The following is an 18,328-nucleotide window of genomic DNA, read 5'->3' as shown; positions in this document are numbered from 1 at the left end:
CGGTGTCTAGTGCGAGGCCAGAACGGCGTCGGGATTGGGAATGCGGCGCTGGTCGTCGATGATCACGCCGTCTTCGATGTGGATGACCCGGTCGGCCCAGGCTTCCAGGCGCGGGTCGTGGGTTACGCAGATGACCGCCGCGCCGTGTTCGGTGGCGGCCCGGCGCAGCAGCTTGATCACCACCTGACCGTTCTCGCCGTCCAGAGCCGAGGTCGGTTCGTCCGCGAACAGGATCTGCGGGTCCTTGGCCAGGGCGCGGGCGATGGCGACGCGCTGCTTCTCGCCGCCGGACAGGGCGGCCGGGCGTTGATGCAGGCGATGGCCCAGACCGACTTCTTCCAGGGCGAGCGTGGCGCGCTTGCGGGCCTGGTCCGGGGTCAGCCCCTGGAACTTCAGCACCGTCGTCACCTGTTGCAGGGCGCTGAGCGACGGGAACAGGTTGAAGCCCTGAAAGATGAAGCCGCAGTGATCCAGGCGGAACTTGTCCAGTCGGCCCGACGACAGCTTCCACATGTCGTCCACGTCCAGGGCGTCCACTCGGCCTTCTTCGGGACGCAGCAGGCCGGACAGGGCGGCGATCAGGGTCGACTTGCCCGAACCGGAGGGCCCCATGACCATGGTCAGGTCGCCGTGGCGGGCGTCGAAGTTCACGCCCTTCAAGACCTCGACATAGTTCTTGCCGGACTTGAAGCGCTTGATCAGACCCTTGGCCTCGATGGCGAACTCGCCATGCTTGCCTTGAACTTTCGTATGCATGTTCATCGCAGCAGGTCCGCAGGTTGGCTCTTCTTCAGGATGCCCATCGAGAGGAAGCCCGAGAGCATGGAGATGGCGATCAGACCGCCGCCCACCACGATCAGCAGCGGCAGGGGCAGGGCGATGATGACCGCCTTGGACATGGCGAACAGCGACAGCAGCCAGGTCAGGCCGATGGCGGCGGCGACGCCGACGCAGCCGACCCAGAAGCTCAGCTCCATGACGATGCGGCGCAGGCTTCCCATGCCGACGCCCAGGGCGCGCAGCGAGGCGAACTCCTTGATGTTGGCCATGATGGCTCCGCGCAGGGTCTGCCAGGTGATGGCGACGCCGATGATGATGCCCAGCACCACGCAACCGCCGATGATGATGACCAGAATGCCTTCCTCGAACATGGCGCCGGCGTTGGCGTCGGCCAGTTCCTGACGGGTCCAGGCCTTCCACTGGCCGTTGCCCATCTTGTTCAGTTCGGCGACGACGGCCGGGGCCTGGGCGGGGTCCTTGATCTTGATCATCAGCGGGCCGACGCGCGGGCCGGTGTCGGCCTGACCCAGCATCCGCAGGGTGTCGCGCGACATGACCACGCCGGGCTGCATCATGTTGGGATAGCCGCGCGTCACGCCGACGACGGTGACGGTCTGACCATTGTACAGGGCCTTGTCGCCCAGCTTGACGCCCAGGGTGGTCAGGGCCGTCTCGTCGATGGCCACGGTGTAGGGCTGACGCAGGGCGTCGACCAGTTCCTGGGAATAGTCGGTCGGAATGGTGACCGAGCCCGGCGTCGTGTCGATGATGCTGGACTGGACGAACTTCTGACGCGGCGCGCCCTGCTTGGCGCGGTCGGCCTGGGACATGGTCGGGTCGACGTTCTTGACCGACTGGAAGCTGCCGCCGGCGCCGTCCAGGGGCTGCACCTCGACCACGGCCGGGTGGTTGTAGGCCAGCGGGATGAAGCGGCGCGGCACGCCTGACGGCCCGTTGATCAGGCTCTTCGCCCCGGGCTGCAGGATCATGATGTCGGCGCTCGAGCGCTCGATCTGGGCGGTGAAGCCCTTGCCGATGCCGATGAAGACACCGGTCATGGCCAGCACGAGCAGACCCGAAAGGGCCAGCGCCATGACGGCGGCCATATAACGTCGCCACTCAAAGAGCAGCGTGGATAGCGCGAGTGACATGACGCGTCTCAAACCCCTGACTTGCAGTGTTATCTGACGGGGCGCCGGGCCGGGGCCAAGTTAAATCGGGGTAAGGCTTCGGCTTCCCCCCGACGCGCGGCGGGACTATGGGGGCTTGAGGCCCGTCCACGGACGGCGCTAGTTACACAATAACAGACGCGAGGCGCCGGGCCTTGCGCTCGGGAGAGCCTGAATGTCGCTTCGTCGCACCTTTTCCTTCACCGCCTCGCTGGCGGCCCTGGGCGTAGCCGCCGCCGTCACCGGCGCGACCGCCACCCCGGCCCGCGCCGACGAGGGCATGTGGACCTTCGACAACTTCCCGATCCAGACGGTCAACGACAAGTACGGCACCCGCATCGACCAGTCGTGGCTGGACCGCGTCCGTAACGCCGCCGTGCGCCTGCAGGGCTGCTCGGCCTCCTTCGTCTCGGGCGAAGGCCTGATCCTGACCAACCACCACTGCGTCATCTCCTGCGTTCAGGACCTGTCCACGGCCCAGAACGACTACGTCAAGAACGGCTGGATGCCGGCCACGCGTGAGGAAGAGAAGAAGTGCCCCGGCCAGACCGCCGAGGTCCTGACCGACATCACCGACGTCACCGAGCGCGTCCTCGGCGCCGGCGCCGGCCTGGAAGGCGCGGCCTTCGTCGCCGCCCGCTCGGCCGAGATCGACAAGATCCAGAAGGAAGCCTGCGGCGACGACCGCAAGCTGACCTGCCAGGTCATCAGCTTCTACCGCGGCGGCAAGTACGCCCTGTACAAGTTCCGCAAGTATGAGGACGTGCGTCTGGCCTTCGCGCCGGAGTTCCAGGCGGCCTTCTTCGGCGGCGACCCGGACAACTTCAACTTCCCGCGCTACGCCCTCGATGCGGCCTTCCTGCGCGCCTATGAAGATGGCAAGCCGGTCTCGACCCCGAACCATCTGAAGTGGAACCCGGAGGCTCCGGCCGAGGGTGAAGTCACCTTCGTCGCCGGCAACCCCGGCACCACCCAGCGCCTGCTGACCATCAGCCAGCTGGAGCGCCTGCGCGACCAGCAGATCCCGGTCACCCTGATCCAGGGTTCGGAACTGCGCGGCCGTCTGGTCGAATACTCGACCCAGGGCGACGAGGAGAAGCGCGTCGCGCTGGATCCGATCTTCGGTCTCGAGAACAGCTTCAAGGTCTATTACGGCCAGCAGGGCGCCCTGACCGACCCGGCCTTCATGGGCAAGAAGCGCGCCGAGGAGACCGAGCTGCGTCAACGCGTCGCCGCCGATCCGGCTCTGGCCGAGCGCATCGGCGATCCCTGGACGGATCTGGAAAAGGTCCAGACGACGGCCCGCGACCTCTACTTGCCCTACCGTCAGCTGGAAGGGAACGCCGGCGGCGGTTCGACACTCTACTCCTACGCGCGCGCCATCGTTCGCGCCTCCAAGGAACGCGCCAAGCCGGTCGCCGAGCGTCGCGCCGGCTACGCCGACAGCGACATTGCCGCCCTGGGCCGTCGTCTGGCCTCGGAAGCGCCGATCGCCAAGGGCGTCGAGGAAATCCAGCTGTCCTTCTGGCTGTCCAAGACCCGCGAATACCTGACCGTCGACAACGCCAATGTGAAGTCGATGCTGGGCCGCGAAAATCCCGAGGGCATCGCCGCCAAGCTGGTCGAGACCAAGCTGATCGACCCGGCCTTCCGCGCTCAAGCGCTTGCGATGACGCCGGAGCAACTGGCCGCCTCGGGCGACCCGATGATCGCCTTCGTCCTGGCCAATGACGACGCCGCCCAGGCCGTCCGCACCCAGTGGGACGCCGGGGTCAACGGCCCGACCGCCCGCGCCGCCGAAAAGGTCGCCCAGGCCCGCTTCGCCGTCTACGGCGACAACCTCTACCCTGACGCGACCTTCAGCCTGCGCCTGTCCTATGGTCAGGTGAAGGGCTGGACCTATCGCGGCGTGACCGTGCCGTCCTTCACCTTCATGGGTGGTCTGTACGAGCGCGCCACCGGCGCCGAGCCGTTCAACGCGGCCGCCCGCTTCGTCGACGCCGAGAGCCGCATCAACAAGAACGTCGTCTATGACTTCGTCTCGACCAACGACATCATCGGCGGCAACTCCGGCTCGCCGGTGATCAACGCCAAGGGTGAAGTGATCGGCGCCGCCTTCGACGGCAACATCCACTCCCTGGGCGGCTCGTTCGGCTACGATGGCGAGCTGAACCGCACGGTGACGGTCTCGACCGCCGCCGTCACCGAGGCCCTGCGCAACGTCTACAATCAGCCGCGCCTGCTGCGCGAACTGGGCGTGCGTCGCTAAAACTACAAAGACCCTTCTCCCCCTGCGGGAGAAGGTGTCATGCGCAGCATGACGGATGAGGGGTGTCGATGGCGCGGTCTGTTTTTCAGGCTCGCCGCCGGCCCCCTTTTTCGTACCCTCGCGCTGACACCCCTCATCCGAGCGCCTTTGGCGCCCGCCTTCTCCCTCAAGGGGAGAAGGAATTACGCCCCGGTCTGACGCATCGACCTGCTAGGTTCCTTCCAGCCGATTTCAGACTATTCAGACGAATTGGACTCTGTTTTTTCTGACCGGGGTCCGAACCAGGAGTTCTCCATGCGTCACATGTTCTTCGCTTCGGCCGCCGTCCTGGCCTTCGCCGCTGCTTCGTCGGTCGCTTCTTCGGCTCGGGCCGAAGAAGGCATGTGGACCTACGACAACTTCCCCATCGCCCGCGCCAACCAGACCCTGGGCACCTCGATCGATCAGGGCTGGCTCGACAAGGTGCGCCTGTCCTCGGTCAAGTTCGGCGGCTGCTCGGCGGGCGTCATCTCGGGCGAGGGCCTGGTGATGACCAACAACCACTGCGTCGCCACCTGCGTCGCCAACCTGTCCACGCCGCAGCTGCAATACGCCGAGACCGGCTTCACGCCCAGGAGCCGCGAGGAAGAGCTGAAATGCCCCGGCGGTTCGGCTGAAATCCTGACGGACATCACCGACGTCACCGAGCGCGTGCAGAAGGCGGGCGAGGGTCTGGACGGCCAGGCCTTCACCCAGGCCCGCGAGGCTGAGGCCGGCCGCATCGAAACCGAGGCTTGCGGTAGTGATCCCAAGATCCGCTGCCAGGTCGTCAGCCTGTATCGCGGCGGCCAATTCAAGCTCTACAAGTTCCGCAAATACTCCGACGTGCGTCTGGCCTGGGCGCCGGAAGACCGCGCCGCGACCTTCGGCGGCGACCTGGACAACTTCTCCTTCCCGCGCTTCGCCATCGATGCCGCCTTCATCCGCCTGTACGAAGGCGGCAAGCCCGCCGCGACCCCGACCCACTTCACCTGGAACCCGAACAAGCCGACCGAGGGCGAGCCCGTCTTCATCACCGGCAACCCCGGTTCGACCCAGCGCTTGCTGACCCAGGCCCAGCTGATGACCATCCGCGACGTGGTCCTGCCGATGGACCAGCTCATTGCGTCTGAACTGCGCGGCCGCCTGATCCGCTACTCGGAAGAGGGCGAGGAACAGGCCTTCATCGCCATGGACCCCATCGTCGGCGTCGAGAACACCTACAAGCGCGGCCGCGGCCGCATGGCCGCCCTGATCGACCCGGCCTTCATGGCCGCCAAGGCCGAGGCCGAGGCCGACTTCCGCGCCCGCGCCGCCGGCGGCGCCACCGATCCGTGGGCGACGCTGGACGCGGTTCAGCCCCTGGCCCGCGAGCTCTACGCCCCCATGGCCCTGCTGGAAGGCGGCACCGGCATGGGCACCACCTCGGTGGCGGGCGGCTCGCCCCTGTTCAGCTGGGCACGGGCCATCGTGCGCGGCGCCCAAGAGCGCGCCAAGCCGTCGGATCAGCGTCTGGGCGAGTTCGCCGACAGCCGCTTGCCGGGCGTCCAGTCGGCCCTGTTCGCCGAGCGCCCGACCTACCCGGAGCTGGAGCAGATCCGTCTGGAGTGGTGGCTGTCCAAGACCCGTGAATGGCTGACGGTCGACAGCCCCTATGTCCGCACCCTGCTGGGCAAGGAAAGCCCGGAGGCCCTGTCGGCCCGCCTGATCACCGGCACCAAGCTGGCTGATCCGGCCGTGCGTCGCGCACTGTGGGAAGGCGGTCTGCCCGCCGTCCAGGCCTCGACCGACCCGCTGATCCAGTATGTCCTGGCCATCGACGCCGACGCCCGCGCCGTGCGCAAGAACTGGGATGACCAGGTCAAGGCCCCGACCGACCGCGCCTCGGAACAACTGGCCGCCGCCCGCTTCGCCGCCTATGGCGACGCCGTCTATCCCGACGCCACCGGGACGCTCCGGCTGACCTACGGCCGGGTCGAAGGCACGGACGTGCCGGGCCAGCGCATCGGCGCCTTCACCACCTTCGCCGGTCTGTGGGACCGTGCGACCGGCGCCGAGCCCTTCAACGTCGCGCCCAAGCTCCTGGCCGCCAAGGACCGCATCGACCCCAACGCGGTGATGAACATGGCCGTGTCGTCGGACACCATCGGCGGCTCGTCGGGTTCGCCCGCCGTCAACGCCAAGGGCGAGATCATCGGCGCCAACTTCGACTCCACCGTCCTGACCCAGCGCAACGCCTATGGCTATGATCGCAACGTCAACCGCAGCGTCATCGTCACCACCCAGGCCGTGACCACCGCCCTGCGCGATGTCTACGGCATGGATCACCTGATCCAGGAACTGGGCGTGGCCCCGAAGGCCGCGCCGCGTCGGACGCGCCGTTGATCGCCCCGACCTTCCGGCCCGCCACATCTTCGGATGTGGCGGCGCTGCATCGTCTGATCGAAAGCGCCTATCGCGGCGACAGCGCCCGGGCCGGCTGGACCCACGAGGCCGACCTGCTGGGCGGCCAGCGCACCGATGAGGCGGAGCTGCGCGACATCCTCGCCGACGCCAGCCGGGTCATCCTGTTGGCCGAGGTGGACGGCGTTCTGACCGGCTGCGTCCAGGTGGCGGATCAGGGCCAGGGCCTGGCCTATCTCGGCCTGCTGACCGTCGATCCGACCCGTCAGGCGGGCGGTCTGGGCCGTCTGCTGATCGACGCCGCCGAGGCCGAGGCCCGCAGCCGTTTCGGCGCGACCCGCATGGAGATGACCGTCATCCGCCAGCGGTCCGAACTGATCGCCTGGTACGAACGCCGGGGCTACGCCCTGACCGGCGAGACCCGGCCATTCCCCCTGGACGACGAGCGCTTCGGCCTGCCGCAGACGCGGGACCTTGAGTTCGTGGTCATGGAAAAGGCGCTCTGACTCCCTTCTCCCCTTGAGGGAGAAGGTGGGCGCCGCAGGCGCTCGGATGAGGGGTGTGAGCGCCGCGGTTACGAAAAAGGGGCGCTGGCGACGGGGCTGAACATCAACCCGCGCCGCCGACACCCCTCATCCGTCAGGCTCCGCCTGTCACCTTCTGCCTCAAGGGGAGAAGGAGAATCTCACAGATCCCGCATCTGTTTCTGGGCGGCGTTGAAATACTGCCAGCCGGTCCAAAGGGTGATCAGGGCGGCCAGCCAGATCAGGGTGTCCGAGAACAGCTGGAAGGCGGGCAGGTAGTCGAAGGGCAGGCCCCAGCCGTCCCAGTTGCGGGCGAACAGCTGGCAGCCCAGGGCCACCATCTGCAGGGTGGTCTTCCACTTGGCGGCCAGGGTGACGGGCAGGTTGATGCGCCCAGCCATGGTCTCGCGCAGGGCCGAGACGGCGAACTCGCGGAACAGGATCAGGCCGCAGGGAATGATGATCTGCTGCACCGAACCCGAGGTCAGCACGCCCAGGATGGCGCCCGTGACCAGGATCTTGTCGGCGATGGGGTCCAGGATGGCCCCCCAGCGGGTCTCGGCGTGCCAGCGTCGCGCCAGATAGCCGTCGATCCAGTCCGTCGAGGCGGCGATGACGAAGATCCAGAAGCCCGTCCGATACATGGCGAACTGGTCGTCGGGGCTCAGCATGGCCGAGACGAAGGGGAAGCCGCTGGTGGCGCCGGCCAGCAGCAGGAACATGACCACCCCCGCCGCCAGACGGATGCCGGTCAGGATGTTCGGGATCGGGTTGGCTTTGTGGGCAGGGGTCATCATCACGTCCATTGCAACGCCTGCGGTGTGGCATGGTTCGCGGCGCGATGCGAGGGCGACGACCTGTCGCCCTCGGCCGAGGCTCAGTCCAGGCGCTCGAAGCGCTTGGCGCCGGTCAGCTTGGTCAGGATGCCGGCGGCGATGCCGAAGTGCAGGCCGCTGAGGCGCAGTTCGCCCGCCGCTTCCTTCTCGGCGATCCAGGGGAAGGTGCGCAGGTTGTCCAGCGACAGGCGGACCACGGCCTCTTCGGCCACGGTTTCCTGCTCGTCGGCGGCCACGCCCTCAATGGCGGCGCTGACGGCGGGCACGCCCTGGGCGACCCAGGGGGCGACGAAGTCCTGGCAGTTGGACGGGGCGCCGTTGCGCATGGCGTTGACCCCGCCGCACGAGGCGTGGCCCATGACCACCACGTGCTGGACCTTCAGCACGTTGACGCCGAACTCCAGCGCCGCCGAGACGCCGTGCAGCTTGCCGTCCGGCTCATAGGGCGGGACCAGGTTGGCGACGTTGCGCACCACGAACAGCTCGCCTGGGGCGGTGTCGAAGATCAGGGCCGGGTCGGCGCGGCTGTCGGAACAGGCCACGACCAGGGTGTGCGGCTTCTGCCCGTTCGCGGCCAGGGCCTCGTACTCGGCGCGTTCGGACGGCCACCGGTTCTGGCGGAAGCGGTGATAGCCCTTGATCAGTTCATTGGTCATGAGCGCCTTCCTAGACCCGCAGCGGTTTCCGGCTCAAGTCCTGATCAGGACTTGTGGAAGAAACCGTGGATGCGCTCGGCCAGGGCCTGATTGACGCCGGGGACCTTGACCAGGTCGGCGACCGAGGCGCGCGATACCCCCTTGGCCGAGCCGAAGGCGTGCAGCAGGGCCTTCTTGCGCGAGGGGCCGACGCCCTCGATCTCGTCCAGCGGGTTCTTGCTGATGTCCATCGAGCGACGCTTGGCGTGGGCGCCGTTGGCGAAGCGGTGGGCCTCGTCGCGCAGGCGCTGGATGTAATAGAGGGCCGGGCTCTTCATCGGCAGCATGAAGGGCGGCTTGCCGGGCATGAAGAAATGCTCCTTGCCCGCGTCCCGGTCCGGTCCCTTGGCCACGCCGACGGCGGTGATGTCGTCGACGCCCAGGTCGGCCAGCACCGCCAGCACCTCGGCCAGTTGCCCCGCGCCGCCGTCGATCAGCAGCAGATCGGGCCGCTCGACGACCTCGCCGGCCTCTTCGTCCTTGACCATCTTGCCGAAGCGGCGGCGCATGACCTCGCGCATCATGCCGTAGTCGTCGCCGGGGGTCAGGTCGTCGCCGCGGATGTTGAACTTGCGGTACTGGTTCTTGCGGAAGCCCTCGGGCCCCGCGACGATCATCCCGCCGACCGCATTGGTCCCCTGGATGTGGGCGTTGTCATAGACCTCGATCCGCTCGGGGCGGGCGTCCAGGCCGAAGGCCTCGCAGACCTCGTCCAGAATCTTCGATGTGGCGGAATTCTCGGCCATCTTGCGACCGAGGGCCTCGCGGGCGTTGGTCAGGGCGTAGTCGACGACGGCCAGCTTCTCGCCGCGCTGGGGGCGGGCGATCTCGACCTTGCGGCCCGACTTCAGGGTGAAGGCCTCTTGCAGCAGCTCCAGCTCGTGCGGGCGGACGTTGGACAGGATCTGACGCGGGATCGGCTTGTCCTCGTAGAACTGGGCCAGGAAGGCGCCGAGGATTTCGGGATCGGTGTCCGACTTGTCGATGCGCGGGAAGTAGGCGCGGCCGCCCCAGTTCTGGCCCGCGCGATAGAAGAAGACCTGGACGCAGGCCTGGCCGCCCTCGGAATGCAGGGCCATGACGTCGGCCTCGGCGTCGCCCGCGCCCTCGGCGTTGAGGCCCGATTCCATGGCGATGGCCGACAGGGCGCGGATGCGGTCGCGCACCCGGGCGGCGTGTTCGAACTCCATCTCGTCCGAGGCCGTCTGCATTTCCTCCGACAGGCGGGCGATGACGGCGCGCGACTTGCCGCGCAGGAAGGCCTCGGCCTCCTTCACCAGATCGCCGTAGTCCTCCAGGCTGATCAGACCGGTGCAGGGGGCCGAGCAGCGCTTGATCTGATGCAGCATGCAGGGTCGGGTGCGGGTCTCATAGACGCTGTCGGAACAGGTGCGCAGCAGAAAGGCCTTCTGCAGGGTGTTCAGCGTCCGGTTCACCGCCCAGGTCGAGGCGAAGGGGCCGAAATAGGCGCCGGGCGTCGTGTGGGCGCCGCGATGCTTCCTCACCTGGGGCGCGCGGTGGTCGCGCCGGATCATGATCTCGGCGAAGGACTTGTCGTCCTTCAAAAGGACGTTGAAGCGGGGTTTCAGCCGCTTGATGTAGCCCGCTTCGAGGATCAGGGCCTCTGTTTCGGTGGTGGTGACCACCAACTCCATCGAGCGGGTCAGCGACACCATCAGGCCGATGCGCTGGGTGTGGAAACGCCCTTGCGCGTACTGGACGATGCGCTTCTTCAGCGACTTGGCCTTGCCGACATAGAGGCAGTCGCCGTCCTCGCCGTACATGCGATAGACGCCGGGCTTGTCCGGGGCGCGGCGCGCCTCGTCGGCGATCAGGGCCGTGGCCTGAAGCGGCAGGGGCTCGGTCGCGGCGGTGTCGATCGTCTCGTCGGTCATTGGGGCGGATATAGGCTCAGGAGCGGCGAACCAGAACCACGCCGCCGATCACCAGGGCGACCCCGGCGATGCGGCCCAGGCTCAGCGGCTGCTTTTCGACCCCCAGGGCGCCGAAGTGGTCGAGGGCGAGACTGAGCAGAAGCTGGCCGGCGATCATGACGGTGATGGTGGTCGCCACCCCGAGACGCGGCACGCCCCAGGCGGCGGAAATGACGAAGGCGCAGCCGTAGAAGCCGCCCATCCACGCCCACCAGGGCAGGGCCTTCATCGCCCCGACGTCCGGCCGCGTCTGCACGATCATGGCCAGCACGCCCAGAGCCACCGTGCCGACGGCGAAGGAGATGAAGGCGGCGTTCAGCGGCGAGCCGACCGCTGTCACCAGCCGGGCGTTGGTCGGTCCCTGCAAGGCCGTGGCGGCGCCCGCCAGCAGCAAGGTCAGAAAGACGAGGATCGGTGTCTGCATGGGCGGACCCTACCAGTTCGGATCGGCGGGCGCGTCGCCGAAGATCTCGGCCAGGCGGTCGCGGGTGGCGCGGGTCGTGTCCTCGGGCAAGGCGTCGGGGGCGAACCAGCCGATCTCGGCGATCTCGCCGTGGCTGGTGCGCTCGGTCAGGTCGAAGGCGTCGATGGCGAAGACCAGGACGTGATCGCCGGGAAAGAAGCGTTCGTTGGAATGGGCGGAAATCAGCCGGGGTTCCGAGCGGGCGATCAGCCCCGCTTCTTCACGCAATTCGCGGACCACGGCGGCCTGGGTCGTCTCGCCCCGGTCCACGCCCCCGCCGGGCAGCCACCAGCCGTGCAGATAGGTGTGCTTGACCAGCAGCACCCGGCCTTCGCCATCCGTCGCCACCCCGCGCACGCCCAGCGTCATGCCCCGGCTCATCCGCGAGACGGCGAAGAAAAGCGGCCGGGTGAAGGGCTCGATTCGGGTGCGCCAGGTGGTCATGGGGCGACGATGTCATGGTTCGCTTTTCAACCCTAGCCGGACGGCGGCGTTGATGAGAGGTTCCGGTCATGTCGCCGCCCGACTTCTCCGATCCTGAAAGCAAGCTGAGGCTGAGGTTGACCCGGCCTCCCCGGTTCGTTTCTGCCTATGGTCGATTTGTCATCAACCTCGCCCGCGTCATGCTCGGCTTCATGGCGCTGTCTTTGGTTTGGATGACCGGCGTCGAGATTCTGGATGCTGGTTTCCGCTGGGCGCTTATCGGTCAGGCGCTTGGCATGCTCGTCATCATGGCGGGATTTTTCCTGGTCTTTGAACTGTTCGCCCGGGTCTGGAAGTGGATGGATAAGCGAGGCTAAAGGCTCCGGCTTGAACCAAGGGTCGCGGCGCTCTATGCGAAGCTTTGAACAGGAGCCTTCCCATGCTGGCCATCGCCATCATCTTCACCTTCATCGCCGTCATCGCCGCCGTGAACTTCTACGAGTTCGGCCGGGTTGACTGAATCGGCCGCCGGCGCGGGCGGGTTCGACTGGCGTCACGCCGGGGACCATGTCCGCGTCCTGTTGTCGGATGTAGCAGTCGATGTGCGCATCGGCCTGCACCCGTGGGAGCGGCACGTTGAGCGCCCCACGCGGCTGATCGTCAATGTCGAGATGTTCGCCGCCTGGCCTTTGCCCAAGACTGGCGCTGACGGCGGCTTCATCGACTACGACCGGGTGCGCGATCACATCGCCGGCTGGCGCGGACGCGATCATGTCGAGCTGCTGGAGACCCTGGTCGAGGAGCTGATCGGCGTCTGCTTCGCCCTGCCGCCGGTCGAGGCCTGCCGGGTGCGGATCACCAAGCCGCACATCTTCCCCGAAGCCGCGGGCGCGGGCGTGGAAATCTTCCGCCGCAGGCCGGGCTGAATGGCCGAACCCCTGAACAAGGTGGTGCTGATCACCGGGGCCGCGCGTCGCGTCGGCGCCGGGATCGCGCGGGCCCTGGCCGAGGCGGGCTGGGACGTGGCCGTCCATCATCGCGGCGGAGCGGACGAGGCGGCGGCTCTGGTCGCCGAGCTGAGCGGCATGGGCGTGCGCGCCGCGGCCTTTCAGGCGGACCTGAATGAGGCGGCCCAGCGCGATGGCCTGATTGACCGGGTGGTTGCGCATTTCGGGCGCATCGACGCCTTGATCAACAACGCCTCCCTGTTTCGCTACGATACCCTTTCGACCCTGACCGAGGCGTCGTGGGGCGAGCATCTGGCGTCGAACCTGACCGCCCCGGTCTTCCTGATCCGCGACTTCGCCAGGGCCGTCGAGGCGGCGGACGGGCAGGGGGTGGTGGTCAATATCCTGGATCACAAGGTCGATAGTCCGAACCCGGACTTCTTCGCCTATACGGCCGGCAAGGTCGGTCTGGCGGGGCTGACACGGACCCTGGCCATGGGGCTGGCGCCCCGCATCCGGCTGTGCGGCGTCTCGCCCGGCCTGATCCTGCGCAGCGGCGAGCAGACCGAGGCCGAGTACGAGGCCGCCTGGCGCGACACCCCGCTGGGGCGCGGCGCCTCGCTGGAGGACGTGGCCCGCACCGTGCGCTTCATCCTCGAGACGCCCGGCCTGACCGGGCAGAACTTGACCGTCGACGGGGGCGAGAGCCTGATCGGTCGGGGGCGGGACGTGGCCTTTGACGGTATCCCGGTTTCCTGAACCCGCCTTTACTTCGCCGTCGTCAGGGTGTTGATGCGCGAACCCTTCGCGGCGCCTATATGGGGCGACTGCGTTTTCGGAACCCTTGCCCCTGATGCCTGCCGTCCAGTTCACCCGCCGCTTCTCGATGGCGCACCGGCTGATCGCCGATGCGGGGTCGAAGTGCGCCGTGCCGCACGGGCACAATGAGTTCGTCAAGGTGACGCTGGAGCCGACGGCCGAGATCGCCTTCGGCCAGTCGAACCACGCCGCCTCGTTCGAGAACCTGAAGCGGCGCTGGCACGGTTTTGTCGACCGCAGTCTGGACCATGCCTTCCAGCTGAACCGCGCCGACCCTCTGCTGGACTGGTTCCAGAGCCATGAGCCGCAACGGCTGAACCAGGTCCTGACCATCGACGGCGATCCGACGACCGAGGCCCTGGTCATCGCCCTGTGGCGCAAGTTGGAAGCCATCCTCGCGGCCGAGGGCCTGCCCTTCCGCCTGGCCGAACTGGCCATCGAGGAGACGCCGACAAACACCGTGCTGACGCGCGGCCTGACCGAGGCGGAGCGGGCCTGGAAGCTGGGCGACTGGTGCGACCGGGCCGATTTCAGCATCAACGACATCCTGCCGCTGGAGACCTGGTCGTGAGCGCCGTCGTCACGCCTTTCACGGCCTCCGAGCCGCGCCGTCTGGGCCTGACCGTGCTGGTGCGCGGTCTGGAGGTTCAGGCCGCCATCGGGGTTCACGCCCACGAGCACGGCCGGCTGCAGCCCCTGTTCGTCGACGTCGAGCTGGACCTGGGCGCCGCTCCGATCCGCACCCTGTCCGACACCCTGGACTATGAGGGCGTGGCCCGGATCGCCCGCGAACTGGCGGGGGGCGACCACATCGCCCTGGTCGAGACCTTCGCCGAGCGCATCGCCCTGGCCTGCCTGAACGATCCGCGCGTCCTGGCGGTCAAGGTGCGGGTGGAAAAGCCCGGCGCCATTCCCGGCGCGGCGGCGGCGGGCTGCGAAGTCGCCTATTCACGCTGAGGCCGGTTGCGCGGGGCCGTTCGTCCCGCCATTGTCCCGCCTCGTTCAAGAGGTTCCGATGGTCCAGTCCGGCGATTACAGCAGCAGCAAGAGCGCGGCCTCGCCCGATCAGGCCGGCGACCTGACCAGCCTCTATGTCGGCTATGCCCTGATCCTGTTCGCCGTGCCGACCTTCGGCGTGGCGGCGGCGATCGGCCTGCTGCGGATGTGGCGCAAGGCCCCGCCGTCTGATCCCCTGGCGCGCAGCCATTTCATCTTCCAGCAGCGGACCCTGTTGGCCGCCGTGGCCGCCATCATCGGCGGGGTGGTGCTGATCCTGATCAACGTCGGGGTCTTCGTCCTGTTCGTCATGGCGGTGTGGACCATCGTGCGCGGCGCCCTGGGTCTGAAGGACCTGCTGGAAGGCCGTCCGATCCGTCACCCGCTGCGCCTGTTCTACTGAGGACCTGTCATGACGGATCAGATTTCCGAAGCGCGCGGCAATGGGCGGGACGGGGCCGTTCTGGCCTGGATCCTCTATGTCCTGTCGATCCCCAGCGCGAACCTTCTGGTTCTGGTCGGGCTGGTGGTGGCCTACGCCTGCCGGGGCTCGGCGACGGGGCTGGCGGCCCAGCACATCGAGGCCCAGATCAGCCTGTTCTGGTCGGTCTTCTGGATCACCATCGGGCTGTGGGGGCTGATCGCGGTCAGCGCCGTGGCCTCCATCTTCCTGATCGGCATTCCCTTCCTGATCCTGTTCGGGCTTCTTTTGCTGCTGGTGACGATCTGGTTCACGGTCAAAAGCGTTCTGGGTCTGCTGGCCCTGCTGAACGACCGGCCGGCCTGATTTCAGGAGCCTTCATGAGCGCCTTTCGCGACCAGCCCGCCGACCGCCGCTTCCAGCAGGAATTCGCCGACGCCGAGGGTAACGAGCATCCCGTCTGGGCCGAATACGCCATTCGCGGCCACGCCCGCGTCATCCTGCACGTCGAGGCCCACCCGGCCCTGCGCGGCTCGGGCGCGGCGGGAAGGTTTATGCAGGCCATGGCCGAGCATGCGAGGGCGGAAAACCTGACCCTGATCCCGCACTGCAGCTATGCGGTGGCGTGGTTGAAGCGCCATCCGGAGTTTTCCGACATCGTCGGGTGACGGCGTGTTTCTTCGCTGGGGAGCCGCGCGAAGCGCCGAGGCCGCGTCGGGTCGAGAAGGCGGAGCCTTCTGACCGCGGCCTACAGCATCAAGGATGGCTCTTGGCGATGATGGCCTTCATGGTCTCGGCCTTGACCGGCAGGTCCTGGCCGAGGCGTTGGGCCAGTTCGCGGGCGCCGACGGGGTAGGCGTCGCCGCCCTCGGCGATCTCCTTGGCCATGTCGGCGGCCTTCAGCAGCACCTCTTCCAGCGCCTCGACCTGTTCGAGCGCCAGGGCGCGCGCCTCGGCCTGCAGGCGTTTGACCCGTTCGGCGGTGGTTTCTGGCGCGCGCATCAGGTCATAGACCTCGGCCTCGGGGGAGGTGACCACCCGCAGGTTGGGACGGTCGTCGGATTCTGGACTGTTCGATTTCGACATGATGCACCCTTCGACACGACAATGCCGCAATTTCCGAGCCGTTCCCTTATTCATGTGAAGGGGATGCCGGGTTTTGCGTCCCTGTGGCGCCCAAGCCTCAGGGCTTTCCCCTACCGCCCCTTCCTGAACGCCTCCGCCTTTTCGGCCGCGGCTTCCTTGCGCCAGCGTTTGGGGGCTGACTTGTCGACCTCTTCGCCGGCGCCGGTGAGGGCTTCGTTGGCGAATTCGAGGTCGAGGAGCTTCATCTTCTTGATCTCGTCGCGCAGGCGGGCGGCTTCCTCGAACTCGAGGTTGGCGGCGGCCTCGCGCATCCTGCCTTCCAGGTCCTTGAGGGCGGCCTGGAAGTTGGAGCCGAGGAAGGGCTTGGCGGCTTCGGCGACGCCGGGGCGGGTCAGCTGGTCGAGGTCGCGCGACTCGTAGGGACTGTCGAGAATGTCCTTGATGTCGCGCTTGACGCTCTCGGGCGTGATGCCGTGTTCGAGGTTGTAGGCCTGCTGCTTCTCGCGGCGGCGGTTGGTCTCGGCGATGGCGCGCTCCATCGAGCCGGTCATCTTGTCGGCGTAGAGGATGACGCGGCCATCGACGTTGCGGGCGGCGCGACCGATGGTCTGGATCAGGGAGGTTTCCGAGCGCAGGAAGCCCTCCTTGTCGGCGTCGAGGATGGCGACCAGGCCGCACTCGGGGATGTCGAGACCCTCGCGCAGCAGGTTGATGCCGATCAGGACGTCGAATGAACCCAGGCGCAGATCGCGCAGGATCTCGATGCGCTCAAGCGTGTCGACGTCGGAGTGCATGTAGCGGACCTTCACGCCCTGCTCGTGCATGTATTCGGTCAGGTCCTCGGCCATCTTCTTGGTCAGGGTGGTGACCAGGGAGCGGTAGCCGGCGCGGGCGGTCGCCTTCACCTCGTCGATGACGTCGTCGACCTGGTTGCGGGTGGCGCCGGAGACGGGGCGGATCTCGACCGGGGGGTCGATCAGGCCGGTGGGGCGGATGACCTGCTCCACGAAGACGCCGCCGGTGCGCTCCATCTCCCACGGACCGGGGGTGGCCGAGACGTGGACCGTCTGGGGCCGCATGGCGTCCCATTCGTCGAACTTGAGCGGGCGGTTGTCGATGGCGGAGGGCAGGCGGAAGCCGTACTCGGCCAGGGTGGATTTGCGGCTGTAGTCGCCTTTGAACATGGCGCCGATCTGGCCCACGGTGACGTGGCTTTCGTCGACGAAGAGCAGGGCGTTGTCGGGGATGTATTCGAAGAAGGTGGGCGGCGGCTCGCCCGGCGCGCGGCCGGTCAGCCAGCGGCTGTAGTTTTCGATGCCGGCGCAGGAGCCGGTGGCCTCCATCATCTCCAGGTCGAAGCGGACACGCTGTTCCAGCCGCTGGGCCTCCAGCAGCTTGCCGTTCTCGTTCATCCAGGCGAGCGTCTCCTTCAGCTCCTCCTTGATGCCGGTGATGGCCTGGTTCAGCGACGGGCGCGGGGTGACGTAGTGGCTGGCGGCGTAGACGGTGACCTCCTCCAGCTCGGCGGTCTTCTTGCCGGTCAGGGGGTCGAACTCCTGGATCGACTCCAGCTCGTCGCCGAACAGCTGGATGCGCCAGGCGCGGTCCTCCATGTGGACGGGGAAGATCTCCAGCACGTCGCCGCGCTTGCGGAACATGCCGCGTTCGAAATTGAGGTCGTTGCGCTTGTACTGAAGGGCGATGAGGTCGGCGCGCAGCTTGGCCTCGTCGATGACGTCGCCGACCTTCAGGGTGAAGGTCATGGCGGTGTAGGTCTCGACCGAGCCGATGCCGTAGATGCAGCTGACCGAGGCGACCACGATGACGTCGTCGCGCTCCAGGATCGCGCGGGTGGCCGCGTGGCGCATCCGGTCGATCTGCTCGTTAATCGAGCTGTCCTTCTCGATGTAGGTGTCGGTCCGCGGGACGTAGGCCTCGGGCTGATAGTAGTCGTAGTAGCTGACGAAATACTCGACCGCGTTGTCGGGGAAGAAGGCCTTGAACTCGGAATAGAGCTGGGCGGCCAGGGTCTTGTTGTGGGCCAGGATCAGGGCCGGGCGCTGGGTCTGCTCGATGACCTTGGCCATGGTGAAGGTCTTGCCCGAGCCGGTGACGCCCAGAAGGACCTGATCGCGCTCGCCGGCCTCGGCCATGGCCGACAGTTCGGCGATGGCGGCGGGCTGGTCCCCGGCGGGGGTGTATTTCGTCTCCAGACGGAAGCGGCCGCCCTTCTTCGCGCCTTCGCGCGAGGGGCGGTGGGGGACCCAGTCGGCCGGGGCGGCGGGCGGTATTTCCGGCGTCAGGCGCGGGCCGGCGACGGGCGCGAACATGGGCATGGCCTTGCCGCCGCGGCCGCGCGGGGCGTCCTGTACGAAGGGCGCGGCCATCTCCTGCATCCCCGCGCTCTGGGCGGCGCTTTGGCCGGGCACATGGACGGGCTTGGTGGGCGGTGTCGAGGGAGAACGAGCCATGAACGTCAAGGTAGTGCGCGCGGGCCGATGACGCCATAGCCGACCGTTTGCCGCTTGTGCGGGTCGGGGCGTGC

The 18,328-nt window shown here is 67.5% G+C and carries 20 protein-coding genes; 11 read left to right on the top strand and 9 right to left on the bottom strand.

Going from position 1 to position 18,328, the window contains the following annotated elements:
* Positions 1-6: 6 nt before the first annotated feature.
* Positions 7-762 (bottom strand): ABC transporter ATP-binding protein, encoded by a 756-nt coding sequence (locus B3K53_RS08225; protein ID WP_292083714.1) that lies wholly within the window; start codon positions 760-762, stop codon positions 7-9.
* The gene (locus B3K53_RS08220) at positions 759-1,931 is read right to left on the bottom strand and encodes an ABC transporter permease (protein ID WP_292083713.1); all 1,173 of its coding nucleotides are present in this window, start codon (positions 1,929-1,931) and stop codon (positions 759-761) included. Before B3K53_RS08220 ends, B3K53_RS08225 begins: the two co-directional genes overlap by 4 nt.
* A gap of 193 nt (positions 1,932-2,124) precedes the next feature.
* Between B3K53_RS08220 and B3K53_RS08215 the strand changes: the two genes are divergently transcribed.
* The 3 genes from B3K53_RS08215 (at position 2,125) to B3K53_RS08205 (ending at position 7,145) form a co-directional block, all read left to right on the top strand.
* Complete coding sequence (locus B3K53_RS08215; RefSeq protein ID WP_292083712.1) at positions 2,125-4,218, top strand: S46 family peptidase; 2,094 nt, start codon at positions 2,125-2,127, stop codon at positions 4,216-4,218.
* Positions 4,219-4,512: 294 nt separating this feature from the next.
* Complete coding sequence (locus tag B3K53_RS08210; protein ID WP_292083711.1) at positions 4,513-6,621, top strand: S46 family peptidase; 2,109 nt, start codon at positions 4,513-4,515, stop codon at positions 6,619-6,621.
* Positions 6,618-7,145 carry a GNAT family N-acetyltransferase gene (locus B3K53_RS08205; RefSeq protein ID WP_292083710.1) on the top strand — a complete coding sequence of 176 codons (528 nt, stop codon included), beginning with the start codon at positions 6,618-6,620 and terminating at the stop codon, positions 7,143-7,145. The genes B3K53_RS08210 and B3K53_RS08205 overlap by 4 nt, the downstream gene beginning before the upstream one ends.
* Before the next feature lie 179 nt (positions 7,146-7,324).
* On the opposite strand, the gene pgsA is transcribed toward B3K53_RS08205, so the two are convergent.
* From pgsA to B3K53_RS08180, 5 genes are all read right to left on the bottom strand, one after another.
* Positions 7,325-7,957, bottom strand: coding sequence for a CDP-diacylglycerol--glycerol-3-phosphate 3-phosphatidyltransferase (gene pgsA / locus B3K53_RS08200; protein ID WP_292083709.1), 633 nt, complete (start codon positions 7,955-7,957; stop codon positions 7,325-7,327).
* An 83-nt stretch (positions 7,958-8,040) separates the two neighbouring features.
* Entirely contained in the window at positions 8,041-8,655 is a 615-nt protein-coding gene (locus B3K53_RS08195) for a carbonic anhydrase (RefSeq protein ID WP_292083708.1), read from the bottom strand.
* A 44-nt stretch (positions 8,656-8,699) separates the two neighbouring features.
* Entirely contained in the window at positions 8,700-10,589 is a 1,890-nt protein-coding gene (uvrC, locus tag B3K53_RS08190) for an excinuclease ABC subunit UvrC (protein WP_292083707.1), read from the bottom strand.
* A gap of 16 nt (positions 10,590-10,605) precedes the next feature.
* A complete protein-coding gene (locus B3K53_RS08185) occupies positions 10,606-11,052 on the bottom strand; it encodes a DMT family transporter (protein ID WP_292083706.1) in 447 nt (148 codons plus the stop codon).
* Positions 11,053-11,061: 9 nt separating this feature from the next.
* On the bottom strand, positions 11,062-11,535 hold the full coding sequence (locus tag B3K53_RS08180; protein ID WP_292083705.1) for an NUDIX domain-containing protein: 474 nt from the start codon (positions 11,533-11,535) through the stop codon (positions 11,062-11,064).
* A 68-nt stretch (positions 11,536-11,603) separates the two neighbouring features.
* Here B3K53_RS08180 and B3K53_RS08175 point away from each other — a divergent pair, with 68 nt between their 5' ends.
* The 8 genes from B3K53_RS08175 (at position 11,604) to B3K53_RS08140 (ending at position 15,365) form a co-directional block, all read left to right on the top strand.
* Positions 11,604-11,891: a hypothetical protein gene (locus tag B3K53_RS08175; RefSeq protein WP_292083704.1), complete on the top strand. Its 288-nt coding sequence runs from the start codon at positions 11,604-11,606 to the stop codon at positions 11,889-11,891.
* Between the two features lie 135 nt (positions 11,892-12,026).
* The gene (locus tag B3K53_RS08170; protein ID WP_292083703.1) at positions 12,027-12,440 is read left to right on the top strand and encodes a dihydroneopterin aldolase; all 414 of its coding nucleotides are present in this window, start codon (positions 12,027-12,029) and stop codon (positions 12,438-12,440) included.
* Positions 12,441-13,220 (top strand): SDR family oxidoreductase, encoded by a 780-nt coding sequence (locus B3K53_RS08165; RefSeq protein WP_292083701.1) that lies wholly within the window; start codon positions 12,441-12,443, stop codon positions 13,218-13,220.
* Positions 13,221-13,314: 94 nt separating this feature from the next.
* The gene (locus B3K53_RS08160) at positions 13,315-13,851 is read left to right on the top strand and encodes a 6-pyruvoyl trahydropterin synthase family protein (protein ID WP_292083827.1); all 537 of its coding nucleotides are present in this window, start codon (positions 13,315-13,317) and stop codon (positions 13,849-13,851) included.
* On the top strand, positions 13,848-14,237 hold the full coding sequence (gene folB / locus B3K53_RS08155) for a dihydroneopterin aldolase (RefSeq protein WP_292083700.1): 390 nt from the start codon (positions 13,848-13,850) through the stop codon (positions 14,235-14,237). The genes B3K53_RS08160 and folB overlap by 4 nt, the downstream gene beginning before the upstream one ends.
* 58 nt (positions 14,238-14,295) lie before the next feature.
* A complete protein-coding gene (locus B3K53_RS08150; RefSeq protein WP_292083698.1) occupies positions 14,296-14,679 on the top strand; it encodes a serine/threonine protein kinase in 384 nt (127 codons plus the stop codon).
* A gap of 9 nt (positions 14,680-14,688) precedes the next feature.
* A complete protein-coding gene (locus B3K53_RS08145; protein ID WP_292083697.1) occupies positions 14,689-15,063 on the top strand; it encodes a hypothetical protein in 375 nt (124 codons plus the stop codon).
* A gap of 14 nt (positions 15,064-15,077) precedes the next feature.
* The gene (locus tag B3K53_RS08140) at positions 15,078-15,365 is read left to right on the top strand and encodes a GNAT family N-acetyltransferase (protein ID WP_292083695.1); all 288 of its coding nucleotides are present in this window, start codon (positions 15,078-15,080) and stop codon (positions 15,363-15,365) included.
* An 88-nt stretch (positions 15,366-15,453) separates the two neighbouring features.
* Here the strand turns inward: B3K53_RS08140 and B3K53_RS08135 are convergent, their stop codons facing one another.
* Positions 15,454-15,783, bottom strand: coding sequence for a hypothetical protein (locus B3K53_RS08135; RefSeq protein ID WP_292083693.1), 330 nt, complete (start codon positions 15,781-15,783; stop codon positions 15,454-15,456).
* Between the two features lie 110 nt (positions 15,784-15,893).
* Entirely contained in the window at positions 15,894-18,254 is a 2,361-nt protein-coding gene (uvrB, locus tag B3K53_RS08130) for an excinuclease ABC subunit UvrB (RefSeq protein WP_292083691.1), read from the bottom strand.
* Positions 18,255-18,328 lie beyond the last annotated feature (74 nt).

Source organism: Brevundimonas sp. UBA7506 (assembly GCF_002479495.1).
In the GTDB taxonomy this organism is placed as follows: domain Bacteria; phylum Pseudomonadota; class Alphaproteobacteria; order Caulobacterales; family Caulobacteraceae; genus Brevundimonas.
The sequence above is the reverse complement of the archived record's forward strand: the minus strand, read 5'-3'. Positions and strand labels throughout refer to the sequence as shown.

Bases quoted from the DNA above. Each gene is read 5' to 3' on its own strand.
- B3K53_RS08225 (WP_292083714.1), bottom strand. From the start codon at position 762: ATGAACATGCATACGAAAGTTCAAGGCAAGCATGGCGAGTTCGCCATC.
- B3K53_RS08220 (WP_292083713.1), bottom strand. From the start codon at position 1,931: ATGTCACTCGCGCTATCCACGCTGCTCTTTGAGTGGCGACGTTATATG.
- B3K53_RS08215 (WP_292083712.1), top strand. From the start codon at position 2,125: ATGTCGCTTCGTCGCACCTTTTCCTTCACCGCCTCGCTGGCGGCCCTG.
- B3K53_RS08210 (WP_292083711.1), top strand. From the start codon at position 4,513: ATGCGTCACATGTTCTTCGCTTCGGCCGCCGTCCTGGCCTTCGCCGCT.
- pgsA (WP_292083709.1), bottom strand. From the start codon at position 7,957: ATGACCCCTGCCCACAAAGCCAACCCGATCCCGAACATCCTGACCGGC.
- B3K53_RS08195 (WP_292083708.1), bottom strand. From the start codon at position 8,655: ATGACCAATGAACTGATCAAGGGCTATCACCGCTTCCGCCAGAACCGG.
- uvrC (WP_292083707.1), bottom strand. From the start codon at position 10,589: ATGACCGACGAGACGATCGACACCGCCGCGACCGAGCCCCTGCCGCTT.
- B3K53_RS08185 (WP_292083706.1), bottom strand. From the start codon at position 11,052: ATGCAGACACCGATCCTCGTCTTTCTGACCTTGCTGCTGGCGGGCGCC.
- B3K53_RS08180 (WP_292083705.1), bottom strand. From the start codon at position 11,535: ATGACCACCTGGCGCACCCGAATCGAGCCCTTCACCCGGCCGCTTTTC.
- B3K53_RS08175 (WP_292083704.1), top strand. From the start codon at position 11,604: ATGTCGCCGCCCGACTTCTCCGATCCTGAAAGCAAGCTGAGGCTGAGG.
- B3K53_RS08165 (WP_292083701.1), top strand. From the start codon at position 12,441: ATGGCCGAACCCCTGAACAAGGTGGTGCTGATCACCGGGGCCGCGCGT.
- B3K53_RS08160 (WP_292083827.1), top strand. From the start codon at position 13,315: ATGCCTGCCGTCCAGTTCACCCGCCGCTTCTCGATGGCGCACCGGCTG.
- B3K53_RS08150 (WP_292083698.1), top strand. From the start codon at position 14,296: ATGGTCCAGTCCGGCGATTACAGCAGCAGCAAGAGCGCGGCCTCGCCC.
- B3K53_RS08145 (WP_292083697.1), top strand. From the start codon at position 14,689: ATGACGGATCAGATTTCCGAAGCGCGCGGCAATGGGCGGGACGGGGCC.
- B3K53_RS08140 (WP_292083695.1), top strand. From the start codon at position 15,078: ATGAGCGCCTTTCGCGACCAGCCCGCCGACCGCCGCTTCCAGCAGGAA.
- B3K53_RS08135 (WP_292083693.1), bottom strand. From the start codon at position 15,783: ATGTCGAAATCGAACAGTCCAGAATCCGACGACCGTCCCAACCTGCGG.
- uvrB (WP_292083691.1), bottom strand. From the start codon at position 18,254: ATGGCTCGTTCTCCCTCGACACCGCCCACCAAGCCCGTCCATGTGCCC.